The organism is Psychroserpens mesophilus, from assembly GCF_000826645.1.
GTDB classification, from domain to species: Bacteria; Bacteroidota; Bacteroidia; order Flavobacteriales; family Flavobacteriaceae; genus Psychroserpens; species Psychroserpens mesophilus.
In genome coordinates, this window is record NZ_JXJP01000001.1 from 308,907 (window position 1) to 328,076 (window position 19,170).

The following is a 19,170-nucleotide window of genomic DNA, read 5'->3' on the forward strand; positions in this document are numbered from 1 at the left end:
AAATTCATCTAATAAAAGAGATGCTATAGAATCGCCAGCACTATAAATGAGTGCGCCTTTAAAGATGTTTTGTGTTTTGTAGTGTAGTGCGATAAGGCGTTATTTTTCGTAGAGACTCATTAAAACTTTTTCTGGAGTCATAGGTGCATGAAATTTCAAATTATAATTTGGATTAAACGCCTTAATGGCATTCTGAATCGCAAAATAAGCACCAATGCCATACATTAAAGGAGGTTCTCCAACGGCTTTAGATTTTAAGATGGCTAAGTCATGACCTGAAGTTTCTAAAGGAATCACTTCAACCTCTTTTGGTACTGAAAAGATATCAGGAATTTTATAGGTCGATAAAGCATTTGACAGTAATTTACCATCATCGTTATATGCAATTTCTTCCATTGTCATCCAGCCAATTCCTTGTGCTAAGGCACCTTCAACTTGTCCTAAGTCGATGCCTTCACTCATGCTTTTTCCGTAGTCGTGAACAATTTTAACCGAATCAAATTCATAAGTGCCACGCGTACAATCTACAGTGGTTGTGATGATAGCAGTTCCGTAAACATGGTAGGCAAATGGATGACCTTTTTCTTTAGTTTTATCAAAATGAATCTCTGGTGTTGCATAATGTGCATTTTCAGTTAAAGCTACACGTTTTAACATGGTTTTACTGATGAGTTCTGTCCATGATAATTCTGATTTTTTACCATTGACAAAAACAAATTCATTCTTTAATTCAATGTTTTCTTCGGAAACTTTTAAATCTTCTGAAGCCACAGTTTTTAAACGACCAAGTAAAGCGTTACAAGCTTTTAACGTAGCTTTCCCGTTTAAGTCTGCTGTTGAGCTCGCAGCAGAAGGCGATGTATTTGCAACGCGAGTGGTGTTGGTGGACTCAATCTTTATATGTTCAATAGGAATAGAAAACACTTGAGCTGCAATTTGCATCATTTTAGTGTTTACACCTTGTCCCATTTCAACAGCTGCTGTGCTAATGCCCACACTTCCATCGAGATAAATATGAACCAAAGCTCGCGCGTGATTCATTGGTGTATTGGTAAATGAAATACCAAAAGTAATAGGCATTAAAGCAAGTCCTTTTTTAAAGTTGGTGTTCTTCTTATTAAAGTCTTCAACCTCTTGTTCTAAAGCTTTAATGTTATAAGTCGATTTTGCCGATTCCCAAGTGTTTTTGGCTTCAACCTGTTTCGCAATTTGACCATAGGAAAAGCTATCGCTTTCGTCTAGAAGATTTGCTTCCTGAATTTGTCTTGGAGTCACACCAATCTCATGTGCTGCTTTGGCGATGGCAGATTCGATGACAAACATCCCTTGTGGTCCACCAAAACCACGAAACGCAGTGTTAGGTGGCAAATGTGTTTTGCAACTAATGACAGTAGTTTCTACATTCGGAACAAAATAACTGTTCGTTGCATGAAATAAGGTTCGCTCAGCAATAGCAGGCGATAAATCGGCAGCAGCACCAGAATTCTGAAGAAATTCAGCTTCGTAAGCTAAAATTTTCAGGTCTTTTGATAAGCCAATCTTATAGGTACTTTCATAAGGATGGCGTTTGCCAGTCATTCGTAAATCGTCGTGTCGATTCAATATTAATTTTACCGACTGATTTAAATGATAGGTAGCCAAAGCAGCCATGACAGCCCAAGGCGTGGCTTGATCTTCCTTGCCTCCAAATCCGCCACCTAAACGCGTCACATCCACTTCAATTTTATGCATAGCAACACCTAAAACTTGAGCCGTTGTTTTTTGAACAGCTGTTGGTCCTTGCGTTGATGAGGTTATTTTTATGTTTCCGTTTTCAAGAGGTTCGGCATAAGCGCCTTGTGCTTCGATGTATAAATGTTCTTGACCATTTGAAAAGGTCTCTCCTTCAAAAACATACTCGCAAGCTGCAAATCCTTTTTCAGTATTACCTAAACTAAATGAACGAGGTGCATTGATAAAGCTTCCTTTAGCTTTGGCTTGCTTTGCCGTTGTAATAACCGGAAGTTCTTCAATATCAATTTCAATTAAACTTCTGGCTTTTCTTGCGATAAATTCAGATTCAGCCACAATTAATGCAATTGGCATTCCCCAAAAATGAACCTCGTCTTCAGCAAATAGAGGTTCATCTGGAATGATGCCACCAATCTGATTTTTACCAGGCACATCCTTGTGTGTAAAAATACGTTCCACACCTTCCAAAGCTTCCGCTTTAGAATAGTCGATATGTTTTATTTTTCCGTGTGCTTTTGGCGAATCAAAAACGACTGCGTGGAATGTGCCTTGTCTGATATTTACATCATCAACATACAACGATTCACCACGAACATGTGTATAGGAATCTAAATTTTTAATGCTTTGTTTTAATGAGATTGAAACAGCATCTAATTTAGATTTCAAGGTGTTATTTGAATTGTTTTTATGCATGCTGAATAAAATCGTGTAAGGTAAATTGCTTCGGAAATAATTCTGTAAAATGCGCAAAAAATAATTGTCTTCCTAAGAGACGTTTATAAGAGCTAGTGCCACGAACATCACTAATGGGTGAGATTTCACTTTGAAGTATTTCACCAGCTTCAAGTATCGTTTCTGAAGTTAATGATTTTCCAGTTAAAAAATTTGAAGTGTCGTGCAAATACTTTGGAATTGCTGCAACTCCACCAATTGACACATGAGCGTCTTCAATAGTTCCATTTTTGATAGTGATACTTATGGCAGAATTGACACTTGCTATATCTAAATGGGTTCGTTTACAGACTTTTTCGAAATTGAAAAACGACTGATTTGTTGGCAGTTTAAAGCTAATTTGTTTTAAAAGTTCTCCATCTTTTAAATCATAGGTTTTATAGCCTTGATAGAAGTTTTTTAATGAAACTACTCGCTCTTCTTCTCGTTCGTTGGTAATGATAATATCACTATTGAGTGCTAAAAAGAAAATGGTCATATCACCAATTGGTGAAGCATTTGCAAGATTACCACCAAAAGAGGCCATATTTCTAATTTGCTCTGAAGACACTAACTTAAGATGTTTCTTCAGATTGGGAAAGTAGTTGTTGATTTGTGTATGATTCCATAAATCAGACACCGTTGAATTTGTTCCGACTGTACAGACGTCGTTTTCAATTTTAATCCCTTTTAAATAGTCTTTTTCGGCAATTAAATGCACTGAATCACCTACTAAATCATCGGCTTGTTGTACGTATAAATCGGTTCCACCAGCAATATATTTTCCTTTGGGCTGATTTAAGTCTTTGGCTTCAATGTCTTTTAGGCGCTGTGGAATAGATGCGAAATAGTCGGGAACGACATTATTTTCGATCAACCAATTCATGGAATTTTCGATTGTTTTATGCTCTAATTTTTCAACTACTTGATATGCAGCTTTTTCAATAGCTTTATAGCCTGTACATCTGCAAATGTTTCCACTAATAGCGTTTAGTGCAGTATTGTAATTCTTTTCAGAATTCGATAACGCAAAGCCTGTAAGAGCCACAACAAAACCAGGAGTGCAAAATCCACATTGTGTGGCATAATTATCTTTCATTGCTTCCTGAGCAATGGTGAGAGTATTTTTTAGATTAGTGCCTTCAACCGTTACGATGTGTTTTCCATGCGCATTTCCTAAAGGTGAAATACAGGAGGTGATACTTTGGTATTCAATAGTGCCATTTTTCAGACTTCCGACAAGAACTGTACATGCACCACAATCACCTTCACGACATCCAATTTTAGTGCCAGTGAGTCGTTGGTCATATCTCACAAAATCTAATAAGGTCATTCCTGAATGTTCAGGTGTGTTTATCGTTTTTTTATTGAGAATGAAGGATATCATGAATTAATATTCTGTTTTATCTTCTTTTTTAGTCCATTCTTGAAATGGTTGTAAGGCAATTTCTCTAGCTAATTGCTCAAATGGAATGCTTCTTTCGGCATAAGGTAGCGGAATTTCCTTGTATATGAACTCATCGTCAAAGCCAATATTTGCAGCGTCAACCTGATTGCTTCCATAATAAACTTTATCTGGTCTTGCCCAATAAATAGCGCCTAAACACATAGGGCAGGGTTCGCATGACGTATAAATTTCACAGCCATCTAATTGAAACGAGTTTAGGTTTTTACAAGCATCTCTAATCGCTGTTACTTCAGCATGAGCAGTTGGGTCGTTAGTGGATGTAACTTTATTATTCCCTCGTCCAACGATTTTTCCGTCTTTAACAATGACGCAACCAAATGGTCCGCCCTCGTTGTTATTCATTCCTTTTAAAGCCGCATTAACAGCTTCCAACATAAATTTTTCTTTACACATACGTAAGATATATTTTACCGAAAAATACAAATCATTTTAAGAGTTGTGGTAAAATGAACGTAATTATTTTAAAAATGCTTAGCTTGGAAAGGTTTAGATAACGTATCGATTATGAGCATCTATTTTTTAGCATTTATAGGTTTAGTAGTTTTTGTAGGCTATGCTTTTTACAGAACCAGAAAAAAGAAAGCAAAACCATTTCCTGAATCTTGGCATACTATCATGTTACAAGAAGTTGAATTTTATAAGCTTTTAAGTACTGAAGAGCAGTTCCGATTTCAAAAACGCATGATGCAGTTTTTAAATGAAGTCTATATTGATAGTGTTAACTTAGAAATCACAGAACTTGACATAATTTTTATTGCATCAAGCGCAGTAATACCGGTTTTTGCTTTTAAAGATTGGCATTATACCAAATTAAGTGGTGTGATTTTGTATCCTGATAATTTCAATGAAGATTTTGAGTTTTCAGATAAAAGTAAATCTAAACGAATAGCTGGCGTTGTTGGTACAGGTCGATTAGAAGGTAAAATGATTTTATCCAGAAAGGCATTACATCACGGATTTAGTAATGATAATGATGGTAGAAATACTGCGATACATGAGTTTATTCATCTTATTGATAAAATGGATGATAATATTGACGGTATTCCGGAAATTTTGATGAACAACGCATTTACTATTCCATGGTTGAAATTAATTCATGAAGAAATGGAAAACATTCACAGGAATAGATCAAAACTCAGAGCTTATGGAGCAACAAATCAAGCAGAATTTTTTGCTGTTGCTTCAGAATACTTTTTTGAAAGCCCAGAACGACTAAAAAAGGAACATCCTGAATTGTATACATTGCTTTCTAAAAGCTTTAGGGTGAACTTATAAAACCAAAAAACCCGATTCTATAGAATCGGGCTTTTAGTGGTGGTGCCTCCAGTACCACTTTTTGGTTTATAACATGTTATTTCATTTTAATTGATGTTATGTGTAATCCTTATTATTACTGGTTCTGTAGTAGTTTTTGAATAATTTCATTACTTTTGATATAACAATAAATAAAGGGTATGTTGTCCCTTTTGTTGTCCCTTTTAAATTTTATTTATGAGCAAAGCCATTCAGTCCACTTCAGGAACTATTAAATTTAGACTAAAAGATGTTAACTCTAAAACAGAAACTTCTATTATATTGGATTATAGTTTTGGGAGAAACAATCGTCTTAAATTCGCTACAGGATATAAAGTTGCACCGCAAAATTGGGATAAAGCTAATCAAAGAATTAGAGCTATATCAACTATTGAAAATAGAGAAAAAGTAAATAAAGACTTACTAAGGTTTTCATCCGAATTTGTTAATCAAATTTCTAACCTATCAGAAGCTGAGAAACAAAATAGAAAAATTCTCAAAAGTTTGTTAGAAAAAATAATTCGTGAAACTGAAGAGTTAGAAAAACCTATAACATCCTTTTTTGAGTTTGCGGATGATTACATAAAAATAAAAGAGAATCAAGCAAAAAATATTGGTGCTGTTAAATTAAGTCCAATTACAGTAAGGTCATATAAGCAAACTGTAAGTAGATTAAAGGAATTTAATAAGGAACTTAAATATGATTTGGATTTTGAATCTATTGATTTAAAATTTTATTACACCTTAATTCAGTACTTAGAAAAGAAAAATTACTCGATAAATACTATCGGTAAGCATATTAAAAACTTGATAACTATTCTAAACAGAGCATCAGAAGAAGGTGTTAATACTACTTTTAAATATAGGCATAGAGAATTTAAAGCAGTTTCTGAGGAAACGGTTTCGATTTATTTAACGGAATCAGAAATCGATGCATTATTTACTGCTGATTTGTCCAAAACAAAAGATTGGGAGCTTGCTCGAGACATTTTCTTAATTGGTTATTATACTGGTCAAAGAGTGTCGGATTATAATGGAATTACTAAAGAGCAGATTAAGGTTTTTAATGGTAAAGAGGTTTTTGAGTTTAAACAAAAGAAGACTAATAAAAAAGTCTATGTACCAATACATCCAAGAGTAAAAGCTATTTTGAAAGATAGGTATGATGGTGGTCTTCCAAGAAAATATAATGATCCTGATATTAATGAATATATCAAGGAAGCTGGTAGGGTTGCAAAAATTAATGAGCAAATTTCAGTCCAAAGAACAATAGGAGGGAAAAAAGTTAGTAAAGCTGTTCCAAAATATAGCCTAATTGTTTCACATACCGCTCGCAGGTCTTTTTGTACGAATGCATATTTGTCGAAAATGCCAACTATGGATATAATGGCTATTAGTGGGCATTCTACAGAGCGAGAATTCTACAAGTACATTAAAGTGACACCTCAAGAGCGAGCAGTTAAAATTGCTGACAGCGCTTTTTTTCAATAATTAAAACTTAATTTAATTTTACCTATGAATTATAAAGACGTATTTGTAGTAAATAAAATTCACTACAATAAATCTCAAGAAGATGTTGATTTAAATTATCAACTAAATAATTATGATTATTTAGAACCTAAGTTGGTCGATGATTTTTATCTCAAATACTTTGTGTATAAAATTTTATTTGAATTAGATATCTTAGAAATTGATGATTTCTTGAGTTTTCATTTTGAAGAAGCTCAAAATAAAAAACTTTTTACTCAGATTATTAAACATAAGCTATTACAAAAAATAGATTATTTGGTAAATAATGCAAAAGCTTATATGCCGGAAGGAGGAAGTAATGATGAGATTAAATTGGAAGATGGATTTATAGAAACAAAAGGTAAAATCCTTAAGCCGCTTTTTGAAGATTATCTAATATCCCATAAAGTAGCCTGGCAAGAACTGAAAGAAAATATTATTTACAGGAAATCGATAATTGAAGATTTCATGAAAGGTGTTAATCAATTACAAACTCAAAAGGAAGTAGGTGAAAAATTAGTGTGGTCTGGAAAACCTTCACATTTAGCATATTTTATTTCCCAATTAATTGAGGAAGGCTATATTGAGCCACCGAGAAAACGTAACGATGATATAAATTATCAGAAGCTATCAAATAGAATACTAAATTCTTTTGATTTTGCTAATGATATTCCATCTAATGAAACTTTAAAGAAATATGGCAATGTAGATGCTGAAAAGTATATAACATTAAATGAAAGATTTGTTAACCATGGTTTCCACTTACCTAATTTGAAAATTATGGAATAGGTACCAGTACCTTTTAGTACCTTAAAAAATGTTGTTTGGTGGTAGTTTTGTAATAGAAATAAACCCAAATAACATCAAATGAAGTCAACACAAACACACGTTTACCTAATAACTCCTGAGGAGCTTACAGATAATATCTTAATAGGTGTTGACAGTAGGTTAAAGAAGTTTTTTGATACATACCAGCCAACTGTAAAAGACGAGGAAGAGCTTTTGACAGTTGATGAGACAATTAAATTTTTGAAATGCTCTAAACAAGCACTTTGGAACTGGCGCAAGAATGGTATTCTACCCAGTTATAGATTAGGTAACCGTGTTTACTACAAAAAAAGTGATATATATCAAAAACTTAGAAAACAGGATTAATATGGTTGGATATGTACTCATACACAGGGATATAATGGATTGGGAATGGTACCAGTCTCCAAATGTATCACGATTATATTTCCATTTAATATTTAAGGTGAACTTTAAAGATAAAAAGTGGCAAGGACACCTTGTTGAACGTGGTCAACTAATTACTTCAAACAATCACTTGGCAACAGAGTTAAAGTTATCTGTACAAGTTATAAGAACTGCATTGCAAAAGCTTCATGAAGGAGGATACATCAAAATTAAAGCAACAAACAGATTTACGCTCATAACCCTTATCAATTATGATAAATTTCAATCATCTAAAGCTGAAAACAACAAGCCAGTTATCAATCAGGTAACAATCAAAAAACATACAAGTAACAATCAAATAACAACAACTAAAGAAAGTAATAAAGAAAATAAAACGAATAAAAAAACTATTGATGATAGACGTGAAAGATTTAAAAAACAAGTTTTTAAACACTCTCAATATGAAATTAAAGTTTTAGAATCTTTTTATGATTATTGGAGTGAATTAAATTCAGATAAATCTGAAATGCGTTATGAAACCGAGAGGTTTTTTGAAATTAAAAAGCGTTTAAAAAAATGGTTGGCAAATGAAAGAACTAATAAAATTGAGAATAAATCAAAAACTGAATTATTAACCAATAGATAATCTGCTATAATGAGAAGTAATGATTTTAAAAAGGCTGGTCAAATCATAAGTCAAATCAAAAGAAATACTAATAAATCAAATACCGATAATCAAATGAAACCCTTAAATGAATTTACAAAACAGGAATTATGGAAAGCTTTTTTGAAAACATTTAAAGAAATGTATAATAAAGAATTTCATGAGGACAAAAATGTTTTAAATAATCTGAAACCGTTGTTTTTTTATTTTTTGAAAGATGAAAAGTTTTTTGAATGTGAAAATTTAAGAGCAGATATAAGTGCTCCTTCTTTCGAAAAGGGTTTTATGATAATAGGTGGTTATGGTTTAGGAAAGACAGATTATATGAAGGTTTTTCAAAACATCTTTAAAAATTACCCAAATTTGAGATTGAAGATTTATACCTCAAAAGAACTTGTGCATAAATATGAAATATGTCAAACACCATTGGACAAACAAAGTTTCATTAAAGATGCTGAGCGGAAATTAATGTTTATTGATGATATTAGTTCTGAAAGAATCGCAAGTAATTACGGGCATATGGATGTCATCGATGAAGTATTAATAAACCGTTATGACAAAAATCTTATAACATTTGTTTCTTGTAACTACACAACAAATAATAACTGCGCGAAACAAACATTGCAAGATCTCGGATTAAGATATGGAGGTCGTATGTATGATCGTTTCCATGAAATGTTCAACATTATTGAATTTAAAGGATCAAGTTTTAGAAGATGATAAAAGGTTAAATAAAACTTTATTTAACGTATTAAGAGTAAAAAAACACCCAAAAAACTATGAAAACTGACAAAAACTGTAAATATTGTTATCAACTGTTTGAATCAAGAAGGAGTAATCATGTGTATTGCACAACGAGTTGTAAAACAAAAGCAAGTTATAAAAGAAATAACTACAAGTATATATCAGGTCACTACAAGAAACAAGATGTTGAAGTTGAAGAAAGCGGACAATTAATGATACCTGATAACGTGTCATCACAAATACAATCATTAGAGGATAAATTAGCTACTTTACAAGAAAGCTTAAAACCTACTATAAATGCTGCTGAAATAGGTAGTGCAGCAATAGGTTCTGTAACAGCCGATGCAACTATTTATGGATTAAAGAAACTATTTAATCCAAGTTCTTTACATGCAACTAAAGGAGATATTGAGAAATTGAAGAATAGAATTAACGATTTAAGTAATCTTATTACGAATATTAAAAATTTTTAAATGGATTCTATTTTAATTAAAATACATACTTGCTTGCATAATAATTGTCTTGCCAATTAATTAAATCAACTAATTTTGTTATAAATTTAAAAAATTATAACCCTTTTCATTTGCAATTTCTACAAGACTTATTAGACAATAAAGAGCCTTCCAATCGATGGCAAGATTATAGAACCTTTTGTGACAATATTAAAAATGTTGATATAGACCTTTATGTTAAGGCACTACCAGAATTACTTCAAAATTTAAAAAGTAATTATCCTACAAGAAATCTTCAAATAGCCATTACTCGCGAAGCAAAAGAGGATGCTTCATTTGGAAGAGAAATTTATTTAAAAACACTTGAAACGAAAAATCCTGATTCGTATTTTACATTAATGGATATTCTATCTGGATTATATCATTCAGACCAAAAGTTTGCAATGGATGAGATTAAGCGCCTAATTGAAGATGATAACCTAGGCTTAAAAGAAATAGGAATAAAATCTATCGTTAAAATTGACTTGTTAGCGAAAACAACACCAAAAACATTTGTAAGCTGGATTGAAAAACAATTCAATAGTATTATTAATAATAAGACTCTTGAGGAGTTATGGCCATCAGTTTTCTTTACCATTAGAAATAAAAGAAATGAATTAAAAAATGCAGATAAAATTATAGATAAGCTATCAAGTATTAATACTATTGAAATTCAATTAGAGCTCATTTACTTTTTGGATTACAATATAGATTTAGGCAACGAAATACACCTCTTTAAAAAATATCTTCCATTGTTGCTTCACATTGATATAGAACATGCAGGAGCGTATAATCAATTGGCTTATCGATTGGAAAATGTGGCTAAAACCAATTTAGATTTGGTAGTTGGTTTTATTACAGATTGGGTAGGGATAAGTCTAAAAAATGCTAGAAAAATAGAATATTTCAGCCATTTGCTGAATACACTTTGCGATGATTTTTATTCAGATTTCCAAAAGCTATATACAAATTGGTTAAATAAAGACAATCCAAATTTTCATATTGCCATTTTTGAAATGAATAGTGCTAGATATATGAGGGATTTATCAGGATTGACGGTTTCAGAAGTTCTAATAAAGGACTTTTCAGATTACGATATTGAATATATCACGTACAAAATACTTGCCTATGTTTATGATAAAGACACCTCTTTATCTTTGATATATTCCATACTCGAACAAAAAGTAGACAATAAAGAGGTTGTAATTTTCTTAGCTGATTTATTTATTAACCACTTAATTTTTAATTATTATTCAACTATTGAGTTTTTAAATTTAAAAAAGAAGACTGCCAATAGAAAACTTAAAAAAATAATAAAAGATATTGTTGATGAAGGGGAAGATAAATACAAGGCGTATTCAGATCTAGAAAACCTAAAAGAGTTTGCGCCTTCAGAGAGAAGAATGATATATTATAATAAAATACAGAATAGAAAATTTAATAAATCCTATAAAGAGAGTGAATCAGAAAGTTCATCATTTTTAAGTATGATTACGAATATCAATTACAGAACGGGAAAGTCTACATTTTCAAAATACCAAGGCAAATACACCGAAAAGATGACACCAGCACTTATTTCGCATAGTGGCGAAATGCCAAGAGGCGAATTTATAGACCCCATAGGTCAAGCAACAGAACGGTTACTATGGCAAAATTTTAAAAGAAGGCAATGAGATTTTTACTGAGTGAATATATTAATCTTTTAAAAGAAGATAAAGAACTTGATGTGTTGCTGACTGATCTGCTAGTTGGAATGAAATTTACAACTATCTCAAAGCCAATGAAAGGTCGTCAATTTGGTGTAGATATTTCAGCTGTAGGTATTGATCCAGAAGATGGTATTAAGAAGGTGTTTTTGTTCGCTGTAAAACAAGGTAATCTAACAAGAACCACTTGGGATGGAGATGTCAACGCCATACGCTCAACTCTAAACCAAATTAAAGACACGTTTATTCCAACATCACTAACAAATCGTTTAAAAAAACTTCCTAAAAAAATAATAGTTTGTACTAATGGTGTTATAAATCAAAATGTTTTAGTTGATTGGACACAATATATCGACCAGAATACTACAGATGCTGTTGAATATGATTTTTGGGGTACAGGCGAAATAACTGCAATGCTTGACGACTATCTTGTTAGTGAAAAACTATTTCCACAAGAATATCAATCTTTATTAAGAAAATCTTTGGCATTTTTAGATTTACCAGATTATGATTTATCACATTTCTATACGCTGATTCAAAAAATTTTAGACAAGCAACCCAAACAAAAAAGACAAATATTAAAAAAATTAAGACTGGTACGATTATGCCTTAACATTATATATAAATGGTCTCAAGACAATAATAATTTGAAACCTTCAATTTATGCAAGTGAACGATGTTTGTTACTAAGCTGGCACTTTATGCAAGAAGGTAATCATTTGGAGAAAAATTTTGTAAGACAGGAATTTTACAAAATCCATTCTTTAAAAAGAAATATAGGTGTCTATTATTTTAACAAAGTTGCTAAACATTACAAAACAGAGCACAGTATATATAAATACAGCAGAAATAGTCTAGAGTACAGTCTTAATGTTTGGGAAGAAATAGGAATTATAGCAACAATAGGGTTGACGGAAATACAAGAGTTTAGAATCCATTATAGAGAAGGTAATGAAGAGCATGCTCAAACATATTACCAAAGCGCTCTTTCAATTAGTAACGGATTATGTTTGTTTATAAAAAACAATCCACCTTCAAAATATCCAGAATACGATGTACATAGTATTGAAATAGCTTTAGCACTTAACTTAATGAATTTTACAAGAAACTTTAACCCAGCCAAAAAATGGATTTTTGAAATGACTTTAGGTTTTAATAACAGATATAAAATAAATAAGTTTTTCCCATTGTTTAGAAAAAGTTATGATAAGCTGGTGGATATTCATAATGGAGATGAAGAATGTGAAATTCAGTCTTCAATGATAGTTCTTGTATTGGCAGAATACACTTTAGTTTTAAAGGATGAAGACCTATATCAATTTGTCCGCAAGATCCCTACTGAACTTTTTCCAGATTTGAACTTGCAAATATGGTTTCCACTTGAAGAAATGGAAAATAAAATATGTGTTCAGGATTATAGTCGTGGCGAAGGAACACTAAAACATTCTGTAACAATATACGAGAATGTAGAAGAGTACAAAAAAGAAATTGTATCAGAAATGGAACTCTTCGGACCAGAAAAGGACTTTAAAATTTTTAAACATAGTTTCGACATTGTTGCTCACGTTGCAAGTAGGCACTACAAAAGCCAACCTTTTCCTTTAACGTGGCGAGTTTTAATGAAACAAGAAGTCTCAACAAAAGAATAGAATAATGTCAAATCCAATAAAGCAACATTATATACCACGTTCATATTTAAAGAACTTTGCAGTTGAAGGAAGAAAAAGAAATCATTTTGTCGATGTTTATAAAATGGACAATGATATGCTTTTAGAGCAAATAAGCACAAAAGATATTTGTTTTGAAAAAAACATTTATACAATTCCTGCTGAATCAGATGAAGTAAAATACGCCTTGGAAAAACATTATGCTGAAAATGTTGATAGCGAGTTTCCAAAAATATATAAATTACTTGTAGATGAAAAGGTATTGACAGTTAGTCAAGAGCAAAAAATTCAAGTACTATATGTATGTCTATCATTATATTTTCGTACACCAAGAATTTTAAATCTTCAAAAAGGTATGAATAAACAAATCTTTGATAGGGCAGCTTATACAGCAAATGAACATGGTTTGATAAAAATGAATTTATTTGGAGAGAAAATGGAATTTCATATTGATGAAATAGAGGAGGTTAAAAAACAGTACGATGAACGTTCAAGAACTGCCTTCTTAGTTAACCACCTTGAACAATGGGGAAACTTTGTTAAATACAAATACGATTGTACAATAAATGTAATTAAAATAGAAGATTCAAATGCGCCAATAATTACTTGCGATAATCCAGTTTCAATTAGGCATTTTGAAACTAATAAATTTCAAGGTTTATATGATCCCAAAGCAGTTATTACTTTGCCCTTGGATCGTTCACATTATTTAGAGATTCATCCTAATGATTACGCAGATGGACAAACGAGAATTAATCGTCTTACACAAGACAGAGATTATGTCTTTACAACAAATGGGGTAACACAACAGAATGCTGAAAATTTGTTAGTTGCTTATAAAGGTGATATTGATAAACATTTTGAAATTCAAAACCATTATGAAAAGCCAGAAAATGGAGAAGAGTTTTTGAAAAAAGCTAAATACAGAGCAGAACAAGCTCTGATACTATTTGATATTTTAAAGAAAAAAGGATTTGTTTCCAAGGAATTTATTGGTAAGTTAAAAGAGTTATTAGAACACCCTTATTGTAAGGATGACATACAAATGCTGAAGTATAAAAAAGTACTTTCTAAAATGGGTAAGTGGTAGTATAATACTTTTGCAACATCATTTGCAACATCATTGCATTAAATAATTGATATATTTGTATAAATTATATGAAAATCTTTTTTTCCATATCAATGTCTATTTTACTCTTTTTTCAAGGGATAAGTATAGATATGGACTTTTGTGGACCAATTAAAGAAATTTCAAACGTTATTACCCATTATCAAGACCATAAAGTTTATGGTGACTCTTTCCTTGAATATGTGGTTGAAGATTACTTTGGCAGTGATACTCAAAATGAAGAGCATCATCATAACCCAGATAAGGAAAATACACCTGTTCATTCCCATAATCAGTGTTGTCATCCTTTAGTATTAATTATTGCCAACAATAATTTAGCTTTAAACAATCGACTAAAGTTTGAAGAGAAAAAACAATACAATTTACATAAAGTAAACTTCACTTCCAGATATTTGGAATCACTTTTCCAGCCACCAAGGGCGTAATTCAGTTTTTTTAAAGGATAACTATATCCAATTTTGAGCCTATATGGTTCTTTTCATTTCGTGTAATTCAATTTTTATATCAGAATTGTAGCGAAAAGTTTAACTGAATTAAAACATTTTCTATGATTAATAAAATCATTGATTTTTCAATCAATAACAAATTCATTATTGGTTTGCTAACGCTTACCATTATTGGAGCAGGTATTTGGAGTATGACCCAAGTACCCATCGATGCTGTTCCAGATATTACTAACAATCAAGTACAGGTCATTACACAAGCACCAAATTTAGGTACAGAGGACATTGAACAATTTGTAACCTATCCAGTAGAAGTTGCAATGAGCAACCTACCTGATGTAAAGGAAATCCGTTCCATTTCTCGTTTTGGTTTATCTGTGGTTACTATTGTTTTTGACGATGATATGGGAACCTATCTACCACGTCAATTAGTAGCTGAAAAGCTAAACGAAGTTAAAGAACAAATTCCAAGTGGTTTTGGCGAACCTGCTATGGGACCTATCTCTTCTGGTTTAGGAGAAATCTATCAATACACACTTAAAGTAAAACCAGAGTATAAAGACAAATATTCAGTTACTGATTTGCGCACAATGCAAGATTGGATTGTACAACGTCAAATGGCAATGGTAGAAGGTGTAGTTGAGGTAAATGCCATAGGTGGAAAAATTAAACAATACGAAGTTGCTGTTGATCCAAACGAATTAAAAGCTATTGGTTTAACAATTACCGATGTTTTTGAAGCCCTTGAAGCCAACAATCAAAACACAGGTGGTGCTTATATTGAAAAGAACCATCAAGCCAATTTCATTCGTGGAGAAGGTTTGGTACGTAGTTTAGATGATATTAAAAAGATCACGGTTAAAAACTCAAGCAATATTCCAATTACTGTTGGTGACATTGCTACGGTACAGTATGGTGCTGCTATTCGCTATGGTGCATTAACACAAGATGGTGAAGGTGAAGTCGTAGGTGGTTTGGTCATGATGCTTAAAGGCGCTAATTCAAACGATGTTATTGAGAATGTAAAAGTGCGAATGGCTCAAATTGAAAAATCATTGCCAGAAGGTGTCATTATCGAACCTTTGTTAGACCGAAGCAAATTAATAGCAGAAACGACTTCAACGGTTGCTACCAACCTAATTGAAGGTGCATTAATAGTAATATTTGTTCTTATTTTCTTATTAGGCAATTGGCGAGGTGGTTTAATCGTTGCTTCAACAATTCCATTATCACTATTATTTGCATTTATACTAATGAATGTGTTTGATGTTTGGGCAAACCTAATGAGTTTAGGAGCAATAGATTTCGGAATTATCGTAGATGGTGCTGTGATTATTGTAGAAAGTACCGTTTTTCTAATCGCTTCGCAACTCTATAAGAAGAAAAAATTGACATCCAAAGAACGTGATGGTGTTGCAGCAAATGCTTCAAAAAAAATGATGAATGCTGCCTTTTTCGGTCAACTGATTATTTTAATTGTTTTTCTACCCATATTAGCATTAGAAGGCATTGAAGGCAAAATGTTTAAACCAATGGCATTGACCTTTATTTTTGCTATGATTGGCGCAATGGTACTCTGTTTAACCTATGTTCCAATGATGTCTGCATTGGTGTTAAGAGCGCCAAAAAGTGCCAAAAAATCTTATGGAGATAGATTTGTGCTTTGGGTTGAGGACAAGTATCAACCCTTATTGGTAAAAGCATTGAAAAAAGGAAAATGGATTATTGGTATTGCAGTTGTGCTATTCGGAATTACAGTCTTTATGTTCACGAGAATGGGCGGCGAATTTATTCCACAATTAGATGAAGGCGACATTGCATTTCACGCCATTTTAAAACCCGGAAGCTCACTTACAGAAACGATTGAAACGACTACAAAAATTGAACAAATTGTAAAAGCAAAGTTTCCAGAAGTTGAGAAAATTGTAAGTAGAATTGGTGTTGCAGAAATTCCAACAGATCCAATGCCAATGGATTTAGCCGATGTTTTTGTAATTCTAAAGCCAAAAAGCGAATGGACAACCGTTGAAACAAAAGACGAACTCATTGAAAAAATGAAAGAAGCTGTGGAAATAATTCCTGGTGTTAACTATGAATTTACCCAACCTATTGAAATGCGATTTAATGAACTGCTCGAAGGTGTTAGAGAAGACATTGCTATTAAACTTTATGGTGAAGATATAGAGGTGCTATCTCAAAAAGCAGAAGAAATATCTAAAATTATTGCTGGTACAGAAGGTATTGGCGATATGAAAGCGGAAGCTACAACAGGTTTGCCGCAAATGACGATTTCGTATAACAGAAATAAATTGGCACAATATGGACTTCAAATAAATACCTTAAATCAAATTGTACAATCAGCATTTGCAGGAGGAACAGCTGGCGTTATTTTTGAAGGTGAAAAGCGGTTTGATTTGGTGGTTAGGTTAAGTTCTCGTAATCGTAAGGACATAACAGATGTTCAAAATTTGTTTGTCAACTTACCTTCTGGTGTGCAAATTCCGCTTCGCGAAGTAGCTGATATAAGTTACAAAGGTGGTCCAATGCAAATCAGTAGAGACAATACCAATAGAAGAACCTATGTAGGTATTAATGTAAGAGGTCGTGATGTTAAATCATTGGTAGGCGAAATCAAAACTAAATTAGATGAACAATTAGAACTACCTTCTGGTTATTTCATTCGTTATGGTGGTGCTTTTGAAAATTTAGAACGTGCCAGTAACCGTTTACAAACCGTTGTCCCTATTGCCTTGTTACTCATTTTTGTACTGATTTATTTTGCATTAAAATCCTTACCACAAACCTTGATGATTTATATAGCAATCCCAATGGCAACCATTGGAGGTGTTGTAGCGTTATGGTTGCGTGATATGCCTTTTAGTATTTCGGCAGGAGTCGGTTTTATTGTGTTGTTTGGTGTTGCAGTATTAAACGGATTAGTAATGATTAGTGGTTTGAATGAGTTAAAAGAAGAAGGAGTTACCAATCTAAAAGATAGAATTATAGAAGGTACAAAGCGAAGAATTAGACCTATAATGTTAACTGCTTTTACAGATGTTTTAGGCTTTCTGCCTATGGCAATTTCAGCATCGGCTGGTGCAGAAGTTCAGCGACCTTTAGCAACTGTTGTAATTGGTGGTTTGTTAACCTCTACACTATTAACATTATTCGTTTTACCTATATTATATCATTGGGTAGAAAACAAATCATTCAATTTTAGGGCTAACAAAAAGGTAATTACAGTTACTGCTATGGTGGCTTTTATGTTTTTGTTGCCAATAACAGGAAATGCGCAAAAAATAAATGATTCGTTACCAATTATTTCGATGCAAGAAGCTGTAAAATTGGCTAAAGAAAACTATCCATGTTTAAAACAACAACAACTCGAAATTGATAAGCAACTACAATTAAAAGGAACGGCTTTCGATTTTGGTACTACTCAAATTTTTACTGGTGGTGAAGAAATCAATAATGGATCAGGTATTTACACCACTATTGGAGTTGGTCAATCAAATATAGACGTGTTTGGTATAGCACCAAAGCGGAAATTACTGGAGCAACGTATTCAGTTAGCCCAAAAAGCCTATCAGCTTTCAGAATTAGATTTAGAATTGGAAGTAAAGAAAGCGTGGGCAAATGCTTTACAGAGTAAAAGGAATTATAATTTATACAAAGAGTTAGATTCCATCTATACCAACTTTGAAAAAGCAGTAGCACTAAATTATGAAGTCGAAGCCATTTCTAAACTGGAATATTCGGCAGCCAAAAATCAAGCTTTACAGATTCAGAATAAATTTTTGCAATCAAAAAGTGAATATGTTATTGCTTTACAACAATTAAACTTGTGGTTGATATCAGATGATTTTTATACGGTTTCAGATGAAATTGATATAGAGAGCGAAATAAATGTAGAATCCTTTAGTATTGAAGCACACCCTTTATATACTGTTTCTCAACTTCAACTCACAGAGGCAGAAGCAAACTTTAAAGCTGCCAAAGCTGAAAATTTACCAAAGTTCAACCTTCAAGGTGGTTTGCAAAACGTAAACGGAAATTCAGGGTTTTATACCTATCAAGCTGGTATTTCCATACCATTTTTATCTGGTACAACAAAAGCACAAGTTAGAACAGCAAAAATTGATAGACAAATTGCCGAAACTAATATGCAGTTTAAGCAAAAGGAGGTACAATCTAAATTTAATCAAGCTAAAGAGAATTACCAAAAATGGAAAATATCTTGGCTGTTCTATAAGAATGAAGTATTACCACTTATTAAAGAACAAAAAACGGGTGCATTGTTTGCTTATAGAGAAGGAGAGATTGACTACACAGCATTTACACAACTTATAAAAGAAGCTATTCAATCAGAATTGGAAGCACAAACGGCATTAGTGAACTATTTAGAAAGTACATTTCAATTACAATATTTTAATCAATAAGA

15 protein-coding genes are annotated in these 19,170 nt (G+C 32.4%); 12 read left to right on the forward strand and 3 right to left on the reverse strand.

The genetic code is table 11. From position 1 onward, the window contains the following. Positions 1-99: 99 nt before the first annotated feature. From TD18_RS01360 to TD18_RS01370, 3 genes are read right to left on the reverse strand one after another with little or no spacing between them, the layout of a single operon-like run. Complete coding sequence (locus TD18_RS01360) at positions 100-2,397, reverse strand: xanthine dehydrogenase molybdopterin binding subunit (protein ID WP_241480623.1); 2,298 nt, start codon at positions 2,395-2,397, stop codon at positions 100-102. Positions 2,398-2,416: 19 nt separating this feature from the next. Further along, positions 2,417-3,829: an FAD binding domain-containing protein gene (locus TD18_RS01365; protein WP_040247448.1), complete on the reverse strand. Its 1,413-nt coding sequence runs from the start codon at positions 3,827-3,829 to the stop codon at positions 2,417-2,419. A gap of 3 nt (positions 3,830-3,832) precedes the next feature. Next, a complete protein-coding gene (locus TD18_RS01370) occupies positions 3,833-4,303 on the reverse strand; it encodes a nucleoside deaminase (RefSeq protein WP_040247451.1) in 471 nt (156 codons plus the stop codon). Between the two features lie 111 nt (positions 4,304-4,414). Between TD18_RS01370 and TD18_RS01375 the strand changes: the two genes are divergently transcribed. The 12 genes from TD18_RS01375 (at position 4,415) to TD18_RS01430 (ending at position 19,168) form a co-directional block, all read left to right on the forward strand. Next, a complete protein-coding gene (locus TD18_RS01375; protein ID WP_040247454.1) occupies positions 4,415-5,185 on the forward strand; it encodes a M90 family metallopeptidase in 771 nt (256 codons plus the stop codon). A 216-nt stretch (positions 5,186-5,401) separates the two neighbouring features. Then, entirely contained in the window at positions 5,402-6,694 is a 1,293-nt protein-coding gene (locus tag TD18_RS01380; RefSeq protein ID WP_052460990.1) for a tyrosine-type recombinase/integrase, read from the forward strand. Between the two features lie 24 nt (positions 6,695-6,718). Next, entirely contained in the window at positions 6,719-7,501 is a 783-nt protein-coding gene (locus tag TD18_RS01385) for a hypothetical protein (protein ID WP_040247459.1), read from the forward strand. Positions 7,502-7,579: 78 nt separating this feature from the next. Next, positions 7,580-7,867 carry a helix-turn-helix domain-containing protein gene (locus tag TD18_RS01390; RefSeq protein WP_040247465.1) on the forward strand — a complete coding sequence of 96 codons (288 nt, stop codon included), beginning with the start codon at positions 7,580-7,582 and terminating at the stop codon, positions 7,865-7,867. 97 nt (positions 7,868-7,964) lie between these two features. Then, entirely contained in the window at positions 7,965-8,531 is a 567-nt protein-coding gene (locus TD18_RS01395) for a hypothetical protein (RefSeq protein WP_152611281.1), read from the forward strand. Between the two features lie 9 nt (positions 8,532-8,540). Further along, positions 8,541-9,269: a P-loop NTPase family protein gene (locus TD18_RS01400; protein ID WP_040247471.1), complete on the forward strand. Its 729-nt coding sequence runs from the start codon at positions 8,541-8,543 to the stop codon at positions 9,267-9,269. Between the two features lie 59 nt (positions 9,270-9,328). Then, positions 9,329-9,766: a hypothetical protein gene (locus TD18_RS01405; protein ID WP_040247472.1), complete on the forward strand. Its 438-nt coding sequence runs from the start codon at positions 9,329-9,331 to the stop codon at positions 9,764-9,766. Between the two features lie 110 nt (positions 9,767-9,876). After that, entirely contained in the window at positions 9,877-11,457 is a 1,581-nt protein-coding gene (locus TD18_RS01410) for a hypothetical protein (RefSeq protein ID WP_152611282.1), read from the forward strand. Next, positions 11,454-13,139 (forward strand): hypothetical protein, encoded by a 1,686-nt coding sequence (locus TD18_RS01415; RefSeq protein WP_040247477.1) that lies wholly within the window; start codon positions 11,454-11,456, stop codon positions 13,137-13,139. The genes TD18_RS01410 and TD18_RS01415 overlap by 4 nt, the downstream gene beginning before the upstream one ends. A 4-nt stretch (positions 13,140-13,143) precedes the next feature. Next, on the forward strand, positions 13,144-14,247 hold the full coding sequence (locus TD18_RS01420; protein WP_040247478.1) for a DUF4238 domain-containing protein: 1,104 nt from the start codon (positions 13,144-13,146) through the stop codon (positions 14,245-14,247). 68 nt (positions 14,248-14,315) lie between these two features. Then, on the forward strand, positions 14,316-14,711 hold the full coding sequence (locus tag TD18_RS01425; RefSeq protein WP_241480624.1) for a hypothetical protein: 396 nt from the start codon (positions 14,316-14,318) through the stop codon (positions 14,709-14,711). A 122-nt stretch (positions 14,712-14,833) separates the two neighbouring features. Beyond that, entirely contained in the window at positions 14,834-19,168 is a 4,335-nt protein-coding gene (locus TD18_RS01430; RefSeq protein WP_040247482.1) for a CusA/CzcA family heavy metal efflux RND transporter, read from the forward strand. Positions 19,169-19,170 lie beyond the last annotated feature (2 nt).